The sequence below is a fragment of the Pedobacter ghigonis genome (assembly GCF_903166585.1).
Lineage (GTDB): Bacteria > Bacteroidota > Bacteroidia > Sphingobacteriales > Sphingobacteriaceae > Pedobacter > Pedobacter ghigonis.
Window position 1 is genome coordinate 45,263 of record NZ_CAESCM010000005.1, and the last position, 18,790, is coordinate 64,052.

The 18,790-nt window shown below is 39.5% G+C and carries 18 protein-coding genes; 10 read left to right on the plus strand and 8 right to left on the minus strand.

From position 1 onward, the window contains the following. Window positions 1-37 precede the first annotated feature (37 nt). Complete coding sequence (locus HWV58_RS09275; protein WP_175633844.1) at window positions 38-568, minus strand: hypothetical protein; 531 nt, start codon at window positions 566-568, stop codon at window positions 38-40. Further along, window positions 568-2,088: a 2,3-bisphosphoglycerate-independent phosphoglycerate mutase gene (gene gpmI, locus HWV58_RS09280; RefSeq protein ID WP_175633845.1), complete on the minus strand. Its 1,521-nt coding sequence runs from the start codon at window positions 2,086-2,088 to the stop codon at window positions 568-570. Before gpmI ends, HWV58_RS09275 begins: the two co-directional genes overlap by 1 nt. A 173-nt stretch (window positions 2,089-2,261) precedes the next feature. On the opposite strand from gpmI, the gene HWV58_RS09285 reads away from it, so the two are divergent. From HWV58_RS09285 to HWV58_RS09300, 4 genes are all read left to right on the plus strand, one after another. Continuing rightward, window positions 2,262-2,660, plus strand: coding sequence for a DUF4783 domain-containing protein (locus HWV58_RS09285; RefSeq protein WP_175633846.1), 399 nt, complete (start codon window positions 2,262-2,264; stop codon window positions 2,658-2,660). Window positions 2,661-2,755: 95 nt separating this feature from the next. Beyond that, window positions 2,756-3,598, plus strand: a complete 843-nt coding sequence (gene nadC, locus HWV58_RS09290; protein ID WP_175633847.1) for a carboxylating nicotinate-nucleotide diphosphorylase — start codon at window positions 2,756-2,758, stop codon at window positions 3,596-3,598. 49 nt (window positions 3,599-3,647) lie between these two features. Further along, window positions 3,648-4,295, plus strand: coding sequence for a glycerol-3-phosphate 1-O-acyltransferase PlsY (plsY, locus tag HWV58_RS09295; protein ID WP_039482305.1), 648 nt, complete (start codon window positions 3,648-3,650; stop codon window positions 4,293-4,295). A gap of 170 nt (window positions 4,296-4,465) precedes the next feature. After that, window positions 4,466-5,272 (plus strand): M48 family metallopeptidase, encoded by an 807-nt coding sequence (locus tag HWV58_RS09300; RefSeq protein WP_124562149.1) that lies wholly within the window; start codon window positions 4,466-4,468, stop codon window positions 5,270-5,272. A gap of 242 nt (window positions 5,273-5,514) precedes the next feature. On the opposite strand, the gene HWV58_RS09305 is transcribed toward HWV58_RS09300, so the two are convergent. The 4 genes from HWV58_RS09305 to HWV58_RS09320 all read right to left on the minus strand — a co-directional run bounded on the left by HWV58_RS09305 (window position 5,515) and on the right by HWV58_RS09320 (window position 11,253). Continuing rightward, on the minus strand, window positions 5,515-6,771 hold the full coding sequence (locus tag HWV58_RS09305) for an anthranilate synthase component I family protein (protein WP_175633848.1): 1,257 nt from the start codon (window positions 6,769-6,771) through the stop codon (window positions 5,515-5,517). A 283-nt stretch (window positions 6,772-7,054) separates the two neighbouring features. After that, complete coding sequence (locus tag HWV58_RS09310) at window positions 7,055-8,335, minus strand: adenylosuccinate synthase (protein ID WP_175633849.1); 1,281 nt, start codon at window positions 8,333-8,335, stop codon at window positions 7,055-7,057. A 38-nt stretch (window positions 8,336-8,373) separates the two neighbouring features. Further along, window positions 8,374-8,871 (minus strand): Fur family transcriptional regulator, encoded by a 498-nt coding sequence (locus tag HWV58_RS09315; RefSeq protein ID WP_175633850.1) that lies wholly within the window; start codon window positions 8,869-8,871, stop codon window positions 8,374-8,376. Window positions 8,872-9,045: 174 nt separating this feature from the next. After that, a complete protein-coding gene (locus tag HWV58_RS09320; RefSeq protein ID WP_175633851.1) occupies window positions 9,046-11,253 on the minus strand; it encodes a RelA/SpoT family protein in 2,208 nt (735 codons plus the stop codon). Between the two features lie 109 nt (window positions 11,254-11,362). On the opposite strand from HWV58_RS09320, the gene HWV58_RS09325 reads away from it, so the two are divergent. The 4 genes from HWV58_RS09325 to HWV58_RS09340 all read left to right on the plus strand — a co-directional run bounded on the left by HWV58_RS09325 (window position 11,363) and on the right by HWV58_RS09340 (window position 14,788). Further along, window positions 11,363-11,977: a DUF4294 domain-containing protein gene (locus tag HWV58_RS09325; RefSeq protein WP_175633852.1), complete on the plus strand. Its 615-nt coding sequence runs from the start codon at window positions 11,363-11,365 to the stop codon at window positions 11,975-11,977. Window positions 11,978-11,983: 6 nt separating this feature from the next. Beyond that, window positions 11,984-12,496, plus strand: a complete 513-nt coding sequence (locus HWV58_RS09330; protein ID WP_175633853.1) for a glutathione peroxidase — start codon at window positions 11,984-11,986, stop codon at window positions 12,494-12,496. A gap of 5 nt (window positions 12,497-12,501) precedes the next feature. Beyond that, a complete protein-coding gene (bshB1, locus tag HWV58_RS09335) occupies window positions 12,502-13,218 on the plus strand; it encodes a bacillithiol biosynthesis deacetylase BshB1 (protein WP_175633854.1) in 717 nt (238 codons plus the stop codon). Window positions 13,219-13,426: 208 nt separating this feature from the next. Continuing rightward, entirely contained in the window at window positions 13,427-14,788 is a 1,362-nt protein-coding gene (locus HWV58_RS09340; protein ID WP_175633855.1) for an acyl-CoA dehydrogenase family protein, read from the plus strand. A gap of 41 nt (window positions 14,789-14,829) precedes the next feature. Here the strand turns inward: HWV58_RS09340 and HWV58_RS09345 are convergent, their stop codons facing one another. After that, on the minus strand, window positions 14,830-15,234 hold the full coding sequence (locus HWV58_RS09345) for a hypothetical protein (RefSeq protein WP_175633856.1): 405 nt from the start codon (window positions 15,232-15,234) through the stop codon (window positions 14,830-14,832). Window positions 15,235-15,236: 2 nt separating this feature from the next. Continuing rightward, on the minus strand, window positions 15,237-16,568 hold the full coding sequence (lat, locus tag HWV58_RS09350) for an L-lysine 6-transaminase (RefSeq protein WP_175633857.1): 1,332 nt from the start codon (window positions 16,566-16,568) through the stop codon (window positions 15,237-15,239). 431 nt (window positions 16,569-16,999) lie between these two features. Between lat and HWV58_RS09355 the strand changes: the two genes are divergently transcribed. Next, window positions 17,000-17,413, plus strand: coding sequence for an SRPBCC domain-containing protein (locus tag HWV58_RS09355; protein WP_175633858.1), 414 nt, complete (start codon window positions 17,000-17,002; stop codon window positions 17,411-17,413). Window positions 17,414-17,542: 129 nt separating this feature from the next. After that, window positions 17,543-18,670 carry a hypothetical protein gene (locus HWV58_RS09360; protein WP_175633859.1) on the plus strand — a complete coding sequence of 376 codons (1,128 nt, stop codon included), beginning with the start codon at window positions 17,543-17,545 and terminating at the stop codon, window positions 18,668-18,670. Window positions 18,671-18,790: the final 120 nt, after the last annotated feature.

Here is an 18,790-nt window from a genome sequence, read left to right on the forward strand (position 1 = left end):
TGTAAAAGGAGCCTCGATTTGGTCGGGGCTCCTTTTTTTATTTCAACTTACCAATAATCAGGTATTTTTTAAGGTTTAACAGCCTGATTTTTTGCTGTTTGTTTATCCGGTACAAACTATCAGGGTAATAGGTTAGGGTATCCTGCGATCGGTATAGGATGTTTTTATTATCGATGATAATTTCAACCTTATTAATTTTTAAATCGTGCTTTTCAACCACAATTTTTTTAACCGGGATCTTTTTATTGTCTGAAGTATAGACATCGGAACCATTTTCCTGTGCAATTTTAAAACTTCCGCGCCAGGAGGTTTTATTGATATCGGCATTTACAAAAATGGCCAGCTCTTTCTGCCAGTCGGTAATGGTGGCCGATTTATTTTCGGCCGCTCCATTTACGCTTACTGTTTTTTGTACAGTTGGGTTGAGTTTTTGCAAACGAACTATTTCCTTTCCAAAATAGCCCTTAATGTCGAAATATAAAAAGCTGGTATTTGCATCGGCAGCTTTCCGTTGGTTACAGGAAAGCAAAGTCAGGGCAAATACCGCTATGTATCGTTTTTTAGTCATTATACTAAAACGTTTCCAGTCATTTCGGCCGGAATATCTACACCTAAGATCCTTAAAACAGTAGGGGCAATGTCGCCTAGTTTACCGTCGGCAATGGTTTTGTAGTCATTATCAATTAGAATACATGGAACCAGATTGGTGGTGTGGGCAGTGTTAACCGAGCCATCGCCATTAACCATATATTCAGAGTTGCCATGATCTGCCAGAAGGATAAATGAATAGCCATTTGCCAGTCCGGTTTTAACTACAGTTTCTGCACATTTATCGGCAGTTTCTACTGCTTTTACTACAGCTTCAAAAACACCGGTATGACCAACCATATCAGGGTTTGCAAAATTTAAACAAATGAAATCTGCCCAACCGGTTTCCATTTCTTTGGTAATGGCATCAGTAATTCCTGCAGCACTCATTTCTGGCTGCAAATCGTAGGTTGCCACTTTTGGCGAAGGGATTAAAATGCGTTTTTCGTTTGCGAATTCAGCTTCCCTGCCGCCTGAGAAAAAGAAAGTAACGTGCGGGTACTTTTCTGTTTCTGCAATTCTGATCTGGTTTTTATTGTTTTCGGCCAAAACTTCCCCGATGGTTTTGGTCAGGTCATCTTTAGTGAAAATTACATTTACTTTTTCAAAACTCTCATCGTAGGTAGTCATGGTTACATAATACAATGGCAGTTTGTGCATTTGTTGCTCTGGGAAATCTTTTTGCGTTAGCGCAGTTGTAATTTCACGCCCTCTATCTGTTCGGAAGTTGAAGCAAATCACCACATCATCAGGTTGGATTGTTGCTACCGGAGCACCGTTATCCTGTGTTAGCACAACAGGTTTTAAGAACTCGTCGGTAATGTTTTCATCGTACGATTTTTTGATGGCAGCCAAAGCATCCTGTGTCTTTTCGCCAATACCGTTAACCATTACATCATAAGCCTGTTTAACACGTTCCCAACGGTTGTCGCGGTCCATAGCGTAATAACGGCCAATTAAAGAAGCTAGTTTAGCATCTGTATGTTGAATGTGGTTTTGTAAATCGGTAATGAAACCTAAACCTGAGTTCGGGTCGGTATCGCGGCCATCTAAAAAGGCGTGAACATAACTTTTTACGTTCGATTCGTTCGCGGCATCGCAAAGTGCTTTTAAATGCTCAATATGAGCGTGTACACCTCCATTTGATACCAAACCGATAAAGTGTACTGATTTGTTGTTCTTTTTGGCATAATCGAATGCGCTTACTAAAACAGGGCTATTGTGCAGTTCGCGGTCGGCAATGGCTTTGTTTATTCTGCCCAGTTCCTGGTAAACCACGCGGCCGGCACCTAAATTCATGTGGCCCACTTCCGAGTTTCCCATTTGTCCGGCTGGTAAACCTACGGCTTCACCAGATGCTTCAAGCTTAGAATTTGGATAATTCTGTAATAACGAATCGAAAAAAGGAGTGTTAGCAGCGTAGGCAGCATCAGAATTATCTTGTTTTCCGTAGCCCCAACCATCCAGAATTATAAGCGCGAGTTTTTTATTGTTTACCATCTTTATTTTGAAAATTATTGATCAACATTAAAACATTTTTACTTTAAACCTGTTTTAGTGTTTTGTTTATATGGCAAATATAACTTTATTGAATGTTATACAAATTAAGAAATCCTTTTTTTGATATGCTAATGGCATAATTTTAGCTGTACGCTTCTGTATAAAATACAGAAATGATCCGGAGCTTATTCTTATTAATCTTTAGTTTATCATCATTATGCCGTCCCATAGCTATCCAGGCTGATATTATTGATGATTTGTCGTCGTATTTTAAGGCAGGCAATGCCAAAGAAATTGCCAAAAATTTCGCTTCTACCATCGAACTGATTATTGTTGATGAGGAAGATGTATACTCAAAAGCACAAGGTGAACAAATTTTAAGAGACTTTTTTGTCAAGCACCCACCTACTAAAACAAGTATTTTTCATAAAATTAATACCAACCCCAATTACCGTTTTGGTGTCGTTATTTTAAGTACTGCCAAAGAAACGTTCAGGGTTTCGATTACCATGAAAAAGTTTAATACGGCATTTTCGATTACAGAGTTGAGAATCGAACCAGCAAAGGATTAAAATCGGGTATTCAGCCATTCATCATATCTTTATATCCATCAGTAAATTGTCTGCTAACAAATAATTCTTATTTTTGCGACATTAAAATCTACATTTTGGATACTCAACTTATACATCAATTCATAAAAAATGCCCTTACTGAAGATGTTGGCGATGGTGATCATACCTCCTTATCAACCATTCCATCGGGCACACAAGGAAAAGCAAAACTCATTATTAAAGAAGATGGTATACTGGCAGGAATAGAACTTGCTCTAGCCATTTTTAAGGAAGTAGATGCTGGATTAAAAGTTGATGTATTGTTGCACGACGGCGATGTAGTGAAAGTTGGAGATATTGCGCTTACCGTTACCGGAAGTACCCACGCAATACTGATTGCCGAGCGTTTGGTTTTAAATTGCATGCAACGCATGAGTGGCATTGCTACTAAAACCAACCGCATTGTTTCTTTACTGAAAGCGACCAAAACAAAAATTTTAGATACCCGTAAAACTACACCTGGCCTGCGCTATTTAGAGAAATGGGCAGTGAGAATAGGTGGAGGTGTTAATCACCGCATCGGGCTTTACGATATGATTTTGATTAAAGATAACCATGTTGATTATGCAGGCGGGATCTCGAACGCGATTAAGGCTGCTCAACAATATCTTTCCGATCAAAATAAAAATCTCCAGATTGAGATCGAAGTACGGAATTTAGAAGAGCTGAAAGAGGTTTTAGCCATTGGTGGTGTAGACCGCATTATGCTCGATAATTTCAGTTTCGAAAACCTTAGGGCTGCGGTAGCCTTAATTGATGGGAAATTCATTACTGAAGCATCGGGAGGTATAACCGAAGAGAATGTAGCCGAATATGCGGCATGCGGAGTAGATTTTATTTCAATGGGCGCGCTTACACATTCTGTAAAGAGCCTGGATATGAGTTTAAAAGCATACTAAAGTGATTTGCGCTAAAATTAAAAGCTTATTTTTTGTATCATTGTAGGCTATGGTTACGGTTTATTCGCTCAGTGCTTTATTATTAGCTTACCTTTTTGGATCGATACCAACAGCTGTATGGCTTGGTCAGGCCTTTTATGGCGTTGACGTTAGAGAATATGGCAGCGGTAATGCAGGCGCTACCAATACTTTTAGGGTATTGGGCAAGAAAGCCGGTATTGCGGTAATGATTATCGATATTGCAAAAGGCTATACTGCAACCAATCTGGCTTATTTAATCGGTTTATCTGTAACCGGGCCACAAAATTCTGCACCATTTGTAAATTACCAGCTTGCCTTGGGCGTAACCGCAGTAATGGGACATTTATTTCCTGTTTTTGCCGGATTTCGCGGGGGGAAAGGAGTTGCCACACTTTTTGGAATGATTTTGGCAGTTAACTTCGAAGCATCTATGCTTTGTGTTCTGGTTTTTGTTATTGTATTGCTGATTACGAAATATGTTTCGTTAAGTTCCATCTGTGCCGGATTTACCTTTCCGCTCAGTGTAGTTTTTCTGTTTCAAGTTTCCATAAAATCGGAAGTACTATACGGAATGGTGGTTTGTGTACTCATTTTAGTCACCCACCAAAAAAACCTCGAAAGATTGCTTAAAGGCAAAGAATCTAAAGTGTATTTGTTTAAGAAAAAAGCTAATTAATTAACAAGTACATTATCGAAAACTTATTTTCAATATTCCTGTTAATATGGATATTACAAATAAGGGATGGATATCATTAACGACAGATTTTGTGAAACAATTCTTATTTCCGGCTTAAAAACGGAACTGTAATGATTGTTGAATAACCAAGAAAACTAAATTTATAAAAAATGAAAAAGTTATTTTTAACAGCAAGCGTTGCTGGTGTTTTACTGTTCAACTCTTGTTCTACAGTGCCTTTAACCGGCCGTAGCCGGTTTGATCTGGTAAGCAACGATCAGGTTTTGCCAATGGCATTTCAAGCATATAATACCTTTTTAACAGAAAATAAAACGACGGTTTTACCAGCATCTAATGCGCAAGCCTTAAAGGTGAAAACTATCGGCAGCCGCTTAATTACCGCCGTAAAATCGTATATGAATAGCAATAACTATGGTAATTTAATTGCAGATTACCAGTGGGAAGTGAATGTAGTACAAAACAATGAAAAAAATGCCTGGTGTATGCCAGGGGGCAAAATTGTAGTATATACCGGAATCTTACCGGTAACACAAGATGATGCCGGTTTAGCTACGGTAATGGGGCATGAAATTGCACACGCCATTGCAGGCCACTCAGCCGAACGCATGTCACAGGAAATGGTTGCGCAGGGTATAGGTGCAGCGGCAGGTGTAGCCTTATCTAAAAATCCAAAAACCCAATCTATCTTCAATACGCTTTATGGCGTAGGTACCCCTGTTGCGATGCTTAAATTTAGCCGTAACCAGGAGTTAGAGGCCGATCGTTTAGGTTTAATTTTTATGGCTATGGCCGGTTATAATCCACAAAGTGCAACCAGTTTCTGGAACCGGATGTCGGCAGCATCAGCCGGAGCACAAAAACCGGCCGAGTTTTTAAGCACTCACCCTAGCGATGAAACGCGTATTGCGCAGATTCAAAAATATTTGCCAGAAGCACAACAATACTATAAGAAGTAAGGTAGAAGGCTTAAGGTAGAAAGGTGGAAGGTTTTGCATGATGCATAAACTTTCCACCTTTTTTGATTATTATCATATAGTGAGATCGTCATTTCGCGCGCAGCGCAGTCGAGAAATCTACTTTGAGATAGATCTCTCCACTCCACTGCGTTCCAGTCGAGATGACGACAGTTAGTATAAGCGGGTCGCTTTGCGCTGGTTCAATGAACTAATGCCTGGTGAACAATTAAACTAATGAACAACTATCCGCCCAAAACCTTCAAAATGGCGCTGGCTTTAAGCAAGCATTCTTCATATTCTTTCTCTGCATCGCATTGATAGGTAATGGCTCCACCCACCTGAAAGGACAAGTATTTGGACTCAGCATTAAATAAAATGCTGCGGATAACCACGTTAAAATCGAAATCTCCATCCGGACTGATACATCCAAAAGAACCTGAATAAATACCGCGTCTGGTTTCTTCATATTGTTCAATAAGCTGCATGGCCTTAACTTTAGGTGCACCTGTCATAGAGCCCATGGGGAAGGCATTTTTAATGGCATCGATAAAGTGGATCTCCGGATCGAGCTCACAACTAATAGTCGAGATCATCTGGTGCACCTGTGGGAAGCTGTAAATGCCAAAAAGCTCGTCAACCTTTACAGTACCTTTAACAGCTGATTTGGCAAGGTCGTGACGCACCAAATCAACAATCATTACATTTTCAGCCTGCTCTTTAATATCGTTTCTTAGATTCTGTTTAATCAGTTCATCAATATCAGGATTTGTACTGCGCTTTGCTGTTCCTTTAATCGGTTGTGATATTAAACGGTTGCCACGTTTGCACATAAACCTTTCGGGCGTGGCCGATAAAATATACTGGTTGTACACTTTAAAGTAACCTGCAAATGGGGTTGGCGAAAGTTGGTTTAGCGCTTCAAAAGTTGCAACAGGATTAATCTGTGCATTTTCTGCAAAGAATTCCTGACAAAAATTAACCTCATAAATATCGCCACGGATGATATGGCTTTTTAAACTTTCAATTTTGCTGATGTACTGCGCTTTTGAAATTTTTTGATTGATATTTAACGTTACCGGTAAATTTTGGCTTTTGAATGGAAAGCTGTTGATTTCATCTAAAATGGTTCGATCGCCAATTAATATTTCAATTTTACCATTTTTAAACGCAATAAGGTATTCTGGAATAAAGAAATATAAATCCGGAAAGTTTAACTGATCTGCATGATTAGATTGCAAATTTTCCGTTTCGTTTTTAAGATCGTAACTGAAAAAACCGAAAAGCCATTGCTTATTGATCGACTGAAACGCTTTAAACTGATCAAAAGCAGTACCTGAGGCACATTTTAGTTCGCTTTGTACTCCTGCTGCAATTACAAAATCGTAGGCCGAGTAAGCGTCTTTATATTCGTTGGAGTCAAGAAAGCAGCAAACATCGAACTGGTTAGCCCAGTGTAGTGCTTTTTGTTTAAAATCTGATATGTTTTGTAAGGTTTCCAAGCTGCGGCAAAGGTAAAAATAGCGCTGGTAATTGTAAGCAATTAATTTTTATCTTTTGATTGAAACTTCTTGATTAAGGATATCGTCATTTCGAGCGGAGTGCAATGGAGTCGAGAAATCTATTTCGAGGTATATATCTCTATTTCACTGCGCTACAGTCGAGATGAAGATTGTTAAAACAAAAAAGCAATCCGTTTTGGATTGCTTTTTATGTATTTCCGTCATTTTCAACCAAAGAGCCTGCCTCTAAAGGCTGGGAGAAATCTATCGGTTTGAAGATATATTAATGTAATTCTAAAGTTTGTGCCCTGTCTGGTCCTACCGAAAGGAATTTGATTGGTACTTGCAATTCTTTTTCTAAGAAAGCAATGTATTCAGTCAATTTAGCCGGAATTTCATCAACCGAAGTAATTTTAGTTACATCAGTCGCCCAGCCATCAATTGCTTTTAATACTGGTTTCGGTTCGATAGAAATGATATCATAAGGCATATAATCAATCGTTTCGCCATTATATTCGTAGTGTGTACAAGCGTAAATGGTATCGAAAGTATCTAAAACATCAGCTTTCATCATAATTAATTCGGTAACACCGTTTAACATGATGGCATATTTTAATGCAGGAAGATCAATCCAGCCACAACGACGGGCACGGCCTGTGGTTGCACCAAACTCATGACCTAAGGCACGTAAGTTCTCACCAACTTCGTTGTCTAACTCAGTTGGGAAAGGACCACCACCTACACGGGTGCAATAAGCTTTGAAGATGCCATAAACAGCACCAACTTTATTTGGAGCAATACCTAAACCGGTGCAGGCACCAGCAGTAGTAGTGTTGCTTGAAGTAACGAAAGGATAAGAACCAAAATCAACATCTAATAAAGTTCCCTGTGCGCCTTCTGCTAAAACAGCTTTGCCTTCTTTCAGGTAACCGTTTACAAAATGCTCACTATCTACATGAGGGATAGTTTTCAAGAACTCAATAGCTTCGAAGAAAGCAGCTTCTTTTTCAGCCAATTCATATTCGAAACCTTCGTAGTGAGAAAGAATTTCAGTATGTTTTTCTACTAGTTTAGCATAGCGCTCTTTAAAATCAGGTAGGGTAGTATCGCCAACGCGTAAACCATTACGGCCGGTTTTATCCATATAAGTTGGACCGATGCCTTTTAGCGTAGAACCAATTTTGTTTTTACCCATGCGTGCCTCGTTGGCTGCATCCAGTAACTGGTGACTAGGTAGAATTAAGTGTGCTTTACGGGCAATAACCAGTTTACCATCGGCAACAGGATCATGACCAGCTTTTTTTAAATTATCTAATTCTCTTTTTAAGATAATAGGGTCTATTACTACACCATTTCCGATCAGGTTCATGGTTTTTTCGTTAAAAATTCCTGATGGGATGGTATTTAAAACGAATTTTTTGCCATCAAACTCTAAAGTATGTCCGGCATTTGGGCCGCCCTGGAAACGGGCAATAAGATCATATTTTGGACTTAGTACATCAACGATTTTTCCCTTTCCTTCATCGCCCCATTGCAGGCCGAGAAGTACATCTACTTGCGTCATTATTTAATAAATTAAGCTGGTTTTATTTGTATTATAATTTAATTTGTTTCCAGATTTGCTGCTGTAGCGACACTTTCGTTTACTTTATTGGCCATACTGCAATCAGAGCAGAAACCATACAGGTTTAACGAGTGGTGTTTAACATCAAATTTTAAGAGATCACCAACCATGGTTTGGATCTGGTGTATCCGGGGGTCGCAGAATTCTACTACTTTACCGCATTCGATACAGATTACGTGATCGTGCTGGCGGTAACCATAAGATTTTTCGAATTGCGCCATGTTCTTACCAAACTGGTGCTTGGTAACTAAATCGCACGAAACCAATAACTCCAGCGTGTTGTAAACCGTCGCGCGGCTAACGCGGTACTTCTGGTTTTTCATGTGGATGTACAGGGTTTCTACATCAAAGTGGTCATTTCTTGAATATATTTCTTCCAATATAGCGAAACGCTCTGGTGTTTTACGTAGATTTTTGTTCTCTAAATAAGCCTCAAAAATCTTGCGAACGAGCTCATTTGTTTTTTGTTCAGACATAGTTTTTAAACTCCATTCAAAGGTAGTCAATTAGTTTGATTGTTCGAGGGTTAGATTGTTGAAATGTTGTAATAAGTCGGAGGTCGGCAAGACCGAGGTTCAAAGTTCAGTCTGAAAATAGCGTATAACTTACCACCTTGACTTCCGACTCCGGACTTCCCACTTTCGGACTAATTATGCATCAAACCTTGTAACCCCGGTAACTCCTCTAACTTTTAACAAATTTTTAATCAGGTTTTCTAAATGTTCGGTATCGTTTACAAAAATCATAATCGATCCGTCAAATATTCCTTCATTGGTATCAACAGTAATCGACCGCATGTTCACCTTAAAGTCGGTAGAAATAACCCTGGTGATGTTATTAATTAAACCAACATCATCGATCCCTACAATGCGTAAACCGGTTAAGAAGGTAAGTTCCTGTTGTTTATTCCATTTGGCTTTAACTACCCTATAGCCATAATTCGACATCAGCTGGGCTGCATTCGGGCAATTGGTGCGGTGGATTTTTATTCCTTCACTTACGGTAACAAAACCAAAAACATCATCGCCCGGAATCGGATTACAGCAGGCGGCCAGGGTATAATCTATTTTCTGCTGGTCTTCGCCAATTAATAAAATATCATTTTCTGAGCCTTTAATCTTGGTTTTAACCATATCAACCGTTAGGTTTTCTGGTCGCTCAGGAGCCCTGCTTTCTACTTCTTTCTCACTTGATAAATATTCTTTAATGTCTTTAAGTTCTATTTTGCCCAGGGCAACATTAACAAAGAGCTCCTGCGTTGAGGGTAGTTTAAAGAAATAACTCAGTTTTTGAAGGTTATCGGTATTGTAGGTGATTTTAAGCGATTTCAGCTTTCTTTCTAAAATCTCTTTGCCATTTTCGGCAATTTTTCGCTTTTCTTCTTTTAGTGATGACTTGATTTTCGACTTGGCCTTTGCAGTAACCACTACATTGAGCCAGTCTTCTTTTGGCGTTTGCTTGCTGGAGGTAATGATTTCTACCTGATCGCCGTTTTGCAATTTGTAAGAAATAGGTACAAGTTTATGGTTAACCTTGGCACCAATACAGGTTGCGCCTACGTCAGTATGAATCTCGAAAGCAAAATCTAAAGCGGTAGCGCCTAATGGCAACTGGATTAAAGCTCCTTTTGGTGTGAAAATGAAAATCTCGTCCGAAAAGAGGTTCATTTTGAAATCATCGAGAAAATCCAAAGCATTGGCTTCCGGATTATTCAGCATTTCGCGTACTTTCTGGATCCATTGGTCAAGTCCGTTGTCGTTGCTCGATTCTTTGTATTTCCAGTGTGCAGCGAAACCTTTTTCGGCAATTTCGTTCATTCTTTGGGTACGGATTTGCACTTCTACCCATTGGCCGCGTGGCCCCATCACAGTTGTATGCAAACTTTCGTAACCATTTCCTTTTGGCGATGAAACCCAGTCGCGTAAACGGTCGGGGTTGGGGCGGTATAAATCGGTAACTATTGAATAAGCTTTCCAGCAATCTGCCTTTTCATTTTCGGGTGCCGAATCCAGGATAATCCGGATAGCAAAAAGATCGTATACCTCTTCGAAAGGGATGTTTTTCTTTTTCATCTTGTTCCAGATGGAATGGATTGACTTTGGCCTGCCGTATACATCAGCAACCAATCCTTGTTCGTGCACTATTTCATCAATAGGCTCAACAAACTTTTTGATAAACAGCGCCCGCTCTGCTTTTTTCTCGTTGAGTTTCTTGGCAATAAATTTATAGGTATCAGGATCGAGATATTTCATGGAAAGATCTTCCAATTCTGATTTTATGGCATATAAACCTAAGCGGTGGGCGAGGGGAGCGTATAGATAAATGGTTTCGGATGCGATTTTAAGCTGCTTGTGCCGTGGCATAAAATCCATGGTACGCATATTATGCAACCTATCAGCCAGTTTAATCAGGATTACCCTCACATCGTCGGCCAGGGTAAGCAGCATTTTACGGAAATTCTCGGCCTGCAAAGAGCTGTTGGTATCAAAAACACCCGAAATTTTGGTTAAGCCATCTATAATTTTAGCGGTTTTTTTACCAAATTCTCGTTCAATATCTTCTAAAGTAATGTCAGTGTCTTCCACTACATCGTGCAACAGAGCGCACACAATAGAGGTAGTGCCCAAACCGATTTCTTCGGCGGCAATTTGTGCCACGGCAATGGGGTGATAAATATAGGGTTCACCCGATTTTCGGCGCATATCTTTATGGCTTTCGAGTGCCATATCAAACGCTTTACGGATTTCCTTTTTATCGCCCTTCTGTAAAGTAGATTTACTTGCGCGTAATAATGCCCTGTATCTTTTAAGAATCTCTTGCTTTTCTGCCTCTAAATCAATCACTAACTCTGTTTTCATTTGTATTTTTTGCGTAAAAATTGCGTCTTATTTATGAATAAAACTTATATTAGTTCTGTGGAACAACTAATATATGAAATAACACCTAACTTTGTAAAAGTATAAATTTATGAAAATTAAAGGGCTCTTTTTTCTTTGTATTGTAATGATTTACGGTGTTTCACTGCAGGCGCAGGAACCAGCTGCCCCTGTATTCCCAAAATTGGGTAAGAGCGATACAATCAGAGTAGCCTCTACCAACGATAATGGGGTGATGATTCCGTGGATGCAATTGGAAGATGTTTCTATTTATGCGGCCAGGATATGGAAGTCTCCTGCCGAACAAGCAGCTTACAACCGTTTAAGATACAATGTGTTAAAAGTAATGCCTTATGCTCTATTTGCCAAACGCAGGTATGAGCAACTTGAACAGGACCTGGCCCGGACACCGGAGAAAAAGGAACAAAAACAACTGGTTAAACAATGTGATAAAGAAATTAAAGACATGTTTAACCGCGAAATAAAGGAACTAACAATTACTCAGGGACAGATTTTAACCAAGCTGATAGACCGTGAAGTTGGCCGGACCACCTACGATATTGTAAAACAAACCAAGGGAGGTTTTGCCGCGTTTTCTTATCAGATTGTTGCCCGCGTGGTTGGCCATAATTTAAAAAGCACTTACGATCCGACAGAGGATAGGGATATAGAATCTATTATCCGCACATCGGGTTTTTATCAATAAAAAATAATGCAGGAAAGCATTCCGAATATTTATCCGTTTAAGGTTAAGAAAATCAATGGCGACGATCAGCCTTTATCTGCCTACCGGAATAAAGTAGTACTCATCGTAAATACAGCATCGGCCTGCGGATTTACACCGCAATTGAAAGAATTACAACAGCTTAAAGACGAAATTAATCATCCTGATTTCGAAATACTAGGCTTCCCCACAAACGATTTTGGTAAACAGGAACCCCTTGATGGTACCGATATTGCTTCCTTTTGCGAAGTTAACCATGGCGTTAAATTCCCTGTTTTTGATAAAATTATGGTACGTGGGCAGTTCATGCACCCACTTTATCAGTTTCTGAGCGATAAAAAACAAAACCATAAATTAAGCTCGAAACCCCGCTGGAACTTTCACAAATACCTGGTAAACAGAAATGGCGAACTGGTTGACTTTTACCTGCCGTTTACCAAGCCTTTAAGTACAAAAATCAAAAAGAAAATTCAGCAGTTGCTGAATCAAAATGCCCGATAAAACCTATGAAATTAGATATTTTAGTTATAGCCGTTCATCCTGACGATGCTGAGCTTTGCTGTTCAGGAACAATTTTAAAACACATTGCATTGGGTAAAAAGGTTGGCATTGTTGACCTCACCCGTGGCGAACTGGGTACACGCGGCACTGCTGAAACCCGCGACGAGGAAGCTGCAGACTCGGCCAAAATACTGGGACTGCATGTTCGCGAAAACCTGGGTATGCGCGATGGCTTTTTCCAGAACGATGAGTTTCATCGTTTAGAGGTAGTTAAAGTGATCCGTAAGTATCAGCCTGAAATTATTTTAAGTAATGCCTTAGAAGACCGTCATCCCGATCATGGCAGGGCAGGAGACTTGGTTTTCGATTCGGTATTTTTATCGGGTTTACCAAAAGTGGAGACGGTTTTAAATGGTGTTAAACAAGAAGCGCACCGCCCGAGGTTACTTTTACAATATATTCAGGATCGTTATTTAAGACCGGATATTATTGTCGATATTACTGATCATATGGATGCCAAGATCAAATCGATACAAGCTTTTAAGACTCAGTTTTACAATCCAGATGTTGATGGATTGCAAACTTATATTTCATCGCCCGAATTTTTTGAAAGTGTGATTGGCCGTGCCAGGGAATTTGGCAAGAGTATCGGTACAACCTTCGGAGAGGGCTTTACCTCGAGGAAATTATTAGGAGTTGATAATTTGTTTGATTTGAGATAGCCTTTTTTTAACCGCAAAGGAAAGAAGGATTCGCAGAGAACGCAAAGTTAGACCCAACATATTAAATTATTCATGATGGTTTCGTGCCTGCACGAACCATTTTTTGCTTTTAGGCTCCTAGTCCTTACTTTTCTTTGCGAAAACTTTGCGGTTAAAATGAAAGTCCAACAAAACCCGCATTTGTTTGTTATTTTGAAAACGAATAATAATGGCGAATATATTTTCTTCTCTCAAAAACGCATATAAGCTTTTTAAACATGTAGATTTCGATAAGTTAGATGCCTTATCAAAAAAAGTTGATCTGCCTAAAATGGTCGAAACGATTTCCAACCTGGATGATAAACAGATTCAGGGGATGATGAAAATGATGGGAGGAGGGCATAAAAAGAAAGAATTGCCACCCATTGAAGGCGATTTTTATCACCTGGGCGATGAAGCTTTAAAAGATGAGGATCGTGAGCTGCAGTTAAAAGTGCGCGCTTTTTTAGAAAAGGAAGTTAAGCCCATAGTAAACCAATATTGGAACCGGGCCGAATTTCCATTCGAAATTATACCCAAACTTGCTGAACTGAACATTTGCGGATTAACCTACCAGGGTTATGGCTGTCCAGGTAAATCGAACCTAATGGAAGGTATTTTAGCCATGGAAATGGCCAGGATTGATACTTCTATCTCGACCTTTTTCGGTGTGCAAAGTGGTTTGGCCATGGGCTCCATTTATTTATGCGGATCGGAAGAACAAAAGCAGCAGTGGTTGCCTTTAATGCAACAGTTTAAAATTATCGGTGCATTTGGCTTAACTGAGCCTGAAGTGGGCTCGGCAGCGGCAGGTGGCTTAACTACAACCTGTAAAAAAATAGGCGACAAATGGGTTTTAAATGGTCAGAAGAAATGGATTGGCAACGCAACCTTTGCTGATATACTGGTGATTTGGGCACGCGATGAGGAGAGTGGTGAAGTAAAGGGTTTTATTGTTAAAAAAGACAATCCGGGTTTTGCTGTAGAAAAAATGCAAAATAAAATGGCACTTCGCATTGTGCAGAACGGACTTATTACTTTAACCAATTGTGAAGTAGATGAGGCTGATCGTTTACAAAATGCCAATTCATTTAAAGATACTGCAAAGGTTTTACAAATGACCCGCGCAGGCGTAGCCTGGCAGGCTGTAGGTTGTGCCAGGGGAGCTTATGAGAATGCTCTCGATTATACCCGAACCCGCAAACAGTTTGGTAAACCGATTGCCTCCTTTCAATTGATCCAAAACCACCTGGTAGAAATGCTATCGAATTTAACGGCTATGCAAACACTTTGTTTTCGTTTATCGCAACTACAGGATCAGGGTTTGCTGAAGGATGAACATGCTTCGCTGGCCAAGGTTTTCTGCTCACTGCGCACACGTGATGTAGTAAGTAAGGCGCGCGAGGTAATGGGGGGAAATGGTATTTTATTGGAATACAATGTGGCCCGTTTCGTTGCCGATGCTGAGGCTATTTACTCGTATGAGGGCACGAAAGAGATTAATACCCTCATTGTTGGACGGGCAATAACGGGGTTTTCGGCTTTTGTATAGCTGTAAACCTATGAGGTTTTTAAAACCTCATAGGTTTAATATTATTTAAAAGGATGCTTATTAAACGCTACCTGGCTCATGGCACTTTTTTCGTACAAAGCAATACAGGCTTTATTAAAAACCGGATCAAAATTAACTTCACCGGGCGCTAAGCTTTGCGGAACGCTTGCATTTTGCATAAAGAAATACACTTTGGTATTGCCATATTTGGTGTGTGGCATTAAATTACCATAATCTTCCAGCTCTTTCCAAACCGAATCTTTAACTGTTACCACATAAATACGCTGTACAGGCCCTGTGTTATTATCGTTTCTGTATTTGGCAATTTCTTTAAAACCAGCTTTCATATCTTCAATCCCTGGTTGGTTAAAAGTATCTTTAACCATAAAGAAAATTAGGATTAAAACAATTGCTGTAATGCTATAAATAAGAGATTTTCTGCTCATGCCTACAATAAAGGCAATATTTTTTCCATAATGGTCAAGCCTTCGTCAATATGTTTTTGTTCAATGCAAAGTGCCGGACGGAAGCGGATTGTTTTTTCGCCACAGCCCAAAAACATCACATTGTTTTCCAGTCCTTTGCTTATAAAACTATTGCGCATTTCTTTATTTGGGAAATCGAATGAGCAGAGTAATCCTCTTCCGCGTACATTAGTCATCTGATCGAAACGTTGCGCTAATTTTTCAAGCTGACTGCTTAAATAGCCACCCACCTTTGTTGCATTTTCGCAAAGTTTATCTTCAGCTATAATCTGCAGAATTTGGGTTGAGCGCACCATATCAACCAGGTTACCGCCCCAGGTAGAATTAATACGGCTCGGTACCTTAAATACATTGGTTTCTATTTCGTCGATCTTTTTCCCTGCCAGGATGCCACATACCTGCATTTTTTTTCCGAATGCTAAAATATCTGGACGTGCTTTTTCGCTAAAGTGCTGGTGACACCAGAATTCGCCCGTTAAGCCAACGCCGGTTTGCACTTCATCGTAAATTAAGCAAGCTTCATTTTCATCTGCAAGAGCTTTTAACTGGATCAGGAATTCTTCGCGCAAATGGTTGTCGCCACCTTCCGATTGGATTGGTTCTACGATAATGGCGCAGATATCATCTTTATTATCGGCAAATGCCTTTTTAATTTGAGCAATAGATGTTGCTTCAGTTTCGATAGCTTGTGACAGATTACTGCCCGATAGCGGAAATTTAACCTCCGGAACCGAAACTCTTGGCCAATCGAACTTGGCGAACCATTTGGTTTTATCGGGCAGGGTATTGGTTAAACTCAGCGTATAACCCGTGCGACCGTGAAAAGCTCTTTCGAAATGCAATACTTTAAAGCCCTTTTCGCTGGTGTAACCCTTAGCAAAGTTCTTTTGCACTTTCCAGTCCATGGCCACTTTCAAAGCATTTTCTACCGCCAGACCACCGCCTGCTATAAAAAATGCGTGGTGCAGGTAATCTGGGATACCCACTTCGGAAAATGTTTCTACAAATTGTGCGTATTGCTGGGTGTAAACATCAGAGTTAGATGGGTTAGCCAAAGCAGCCTGAAAAAGACTTTGCTTAAAAGCCTCATCATTGATCATTTTGGGGTGATTGTATCCTAAGGGAACAGATGCAAAACAGGTGAAAAAATCGAGCAGGGTTCTATTGTGTTTCGAATCGTAGATATACGCGCCCTGACTCTTTTCCATATCGTAAGTCAGATCGAAACCATCAGCTAAAATGTGCTTACTTAACGATTCACTAACGCGGTTTGCAGGTACTGTTAATTGATACATAAACTTGGTTTTGGTATAATCCAAATTTAGTTAAATGTGCCTAAAATCAAAATTTAAGCACTTTTTGTGCCTGTAAAGCAAAAAACAGGTTTAAACAGTTTAAAGTATGTTTATAGACAAATTTGTGTTTTGGACTTCACAGATGTGGAAAACTTTTTAGCTTAAAAATCACGATGAGGTCCTCTTGTGTCTTAAATCCATACGACAATTTATCTCCATCATCATTCAGAAACAGAAATAATTTTAATACTATTACTATACTCTATCTATACTTTAGGTATGCTTTAACTATGCTTTAGCCATATATAATGCTACTATATACCAGCCGTGGTATTTACATGGCACAACTGCACCCTTAACATGTCCTTAATGCACGCTGTTTAAACGAAAACTGCGAAGTAATTTTACATAAGCCAACGAAATGATAAGGGATGAAAAAAGACTTAATAGCAACCGTTTTGATAGAAAAACCAATTGATGAGGTATGGAATCACTGGACAAATCCACTTTCTATAAAAATTTGGAACATCCCTTTTGAAGATTGGCATTGCCCCAAAGTAATCAATAATCTGAAAGATGGAGGTTCATTCTTTTTCAGAATGGAGCATATAAATGGTCATGATGGTTTTGATTACACAGGAATTTATGATAAAATAATTCGTTACGAATCAATAGCAAGTACCTGCAATGATGGCAGGCGAAATTTAGTAGAATTTCAGTCATCAGCAAACAATACCATTATCAAAGAAACTTTTGAACCGGATAAAACAACACCCTTAGCAGTTCAGCAGGATTTTACAGATTCCGTTTTGAAGCGGTTTAAACGGTTTGTGGAACAACAATAAAAACTTTCTGTAAAGTTCTAAATATTATTACTTTAGCGGTTGAAAAAAGATAAATACTGCCTTAATTTTCATTAACCAAATAAATTATAACAACAATCTACACCTATCACTTACCTACCTATTAGCTTTATGAAAAACAAAATTAACCCCAAACACCTTGCGGTGCTCAGTTTGGCGCTATTATTTATTGGATGCGCTAAAACGGAACCCGTACCTGAAGTAACTGTACCAACTTCCCCTACTTATTCTTTTTCAGGTACCTCGCCTGATGAGCTTATGTTTGAGGATGGTGAAGCCATGTCGGTAATGACCAACGAAAGCAGAAGATTTGATGTCAGCAATGTTTTACGTGTTACTGCTGTGAATAATACAACTATCGAGATCGCCAATTTTGCCCCGGTTGATATTTCTGATGCCACAATCGTTGTATCTATTGTTGGTCAGCCAGAAAAGGTCAAATTATTACATATTGGAACGATCAAAGGGCATAGGATTAAACAAATCCAGTATCCCTTTATTAGCGGACAGGTTGAATATCCTGACGTTAATAATAAAACTGTAAATCTGTCGGCCTACAAAGAAGCAGGTATCAATCCAACAGCCATCAGTTTTGAATTTACAGGAACAACGCCATTAATTACTAAGCTTAAAAAGTTGAGTATTATTAAATGGCAACCTAAAATGCACGATTTTGACCCGGAGAATTTAGATAACAACTGGCTGGATGAGCCTACTGCAAAGCAATTCAGGATGTTTACGGGTTTCATGATCAATTTTGCTTACATGTACACCGATGCAACCATGCGCGGGCGTATAGTTGATGAATTAATAATAGGCAATGATGGTGTAACTGCGCTCACTACAGCTGAAAAAGAGGCCGATTGGATAAAAGCCCAAACGCGTACAAAAATCAATTGCGGTTTAACAGATACGCGTAAAGTTTCGGGCTTAGGCGGCGGGAGCACTTTCGGTATCCCGGATTGGGTTACTTTAAATTTTATGACCAATAGCTATACCACTCCTTTTCATGAAATGGGGCATGTTTTGGGTTATAATCATAGTTCATCTATGACTTATCCTCAGAACAGCAGGGGGAATGTACCGGTATTTATGGCCCGGCAGGATGAAATGAATAAAGCCGGTGATTTTCCGGTAACGTTAAGCAATTATTATAAACCTGATGATGTACCGGCACCAAAAGCTATCACCTCTGGCTTAGTACAAAAGCTTGGAATGAAAGACGAATGTATTTATTGATTTGTGGTTATACCGGAATGTAGAATCGGCAATTATAAACTAAAACTGGAAGCCTGAAATCGCTCGATTTCAGGCTTCCAGTTTTTAATGCTAATATGGTGTAGCCTTATGTCTTAGAGA

Coding starts and splice junctions, on each gene's coding strand:
- HWV58_RS09360 (WP_175633859.1), top strand. CDS start 17,543: ATGAAAAACAAAATTAACCCCAAACACCTTGCGGTGCTCAGTTTGGCG.
- gpmI (WP_175633845.1), bottom strand. CDS start 2,088: ATGGTAAACAATAAAAAACTCGCGCTTATAATTCTGGATGGTTGGGGC.
- HWV58_RS09310 (WP_175633849.1), bottom strand. CDS start 8,335: ATGACGCAAGTAGATGTACTTCTCGGCCTGCAATGGGGCGATGAAGGA.
- HWV58_RS09300 (WP_124562149.1), top strand. CDS start 4,466: ATGAAAAAGTTATTTTTAACAGCAAGCGTTGCTGGTGTTTTACTGTTC.
- HWV58_RS09345 (WP_175633856.1), bottom strand. CDS start 15,234: ATGAGCAGAAAATCTCTTATTTATAGCATTACAGCAATTGTTTTAATC.
- HWV58_RS09325 (WP_175633852.1), top strand. CDS start 11,363: ATGAAAATTAAAGGGCTCTTTTTTCTTTGTATTGTAATGATTTACGGT.
- HWV58_RS09320 (WP_175633851.1), bottom strand. CDS start 11,253: ATGAAAACAGAGTTAGTGATTGATTTAGAGGCAGAAAAGCAAGAGATT.
- bshB1 (WP_175633854.1), top strand. CDS start 12,502: ATGAAATTAGATATTTTAGTTATAGCCGTTCATCCTGACGATGCTGAG.
- HWV58_RS09355 (WP_175633858.1), top strand. CDS start 17,000: ATGAAAAAAGACTTAATAGCAACCGTTTTGATAGAAAAACCAATTGAT.
- HWV58_RS09315 (WP_175633850.1), bottom strand. CDS start 8,871: ATGTCTGAACAAAAAACAAATGAGCTCGTTCGCAAGATTTTTGAGGCT.
- HWV58_RS09275 (WP_175633844.1), bottom strand. CDS start 568: ATGACTAAAAAACGATACATAGCGGTATTTGCCCTGACTTTGCTTTCC.
- HWV58_RS09340 (WP_175633855.1), top strand. CDS start 13,427: ATGGCGAATATATTTTCTTCTCTCAAAAACGCATATAAGCTTTTTAAA.
- HWV58_RS09285 (WP_175633846.1), top strand. CDS start 2,262: ATGATCCGGAGCTTATTCTTATTAATCTTTAGTTTATCATCATTATGC.
- plsY (WP_039482305.1), top strand. CDS start 3,648: ATGGTTACGGTTTATTCGCTCAGTGCTTTATTATTAGCTTACCTTTTT.
- HWV58_RS09330 (WP_175633853.1), top strand. CDS start 11,984: ATGCAGGAAAGCATTCCGAATATTTATCCGTTTAAGGTTAAGAAAATC.
- lat (WP_175633857.1), bottom strand. CDS start 16,568: ATGTATCAATTAACAGTACCTGCAAACCGCGTTAGTGAATCGTTAAGT.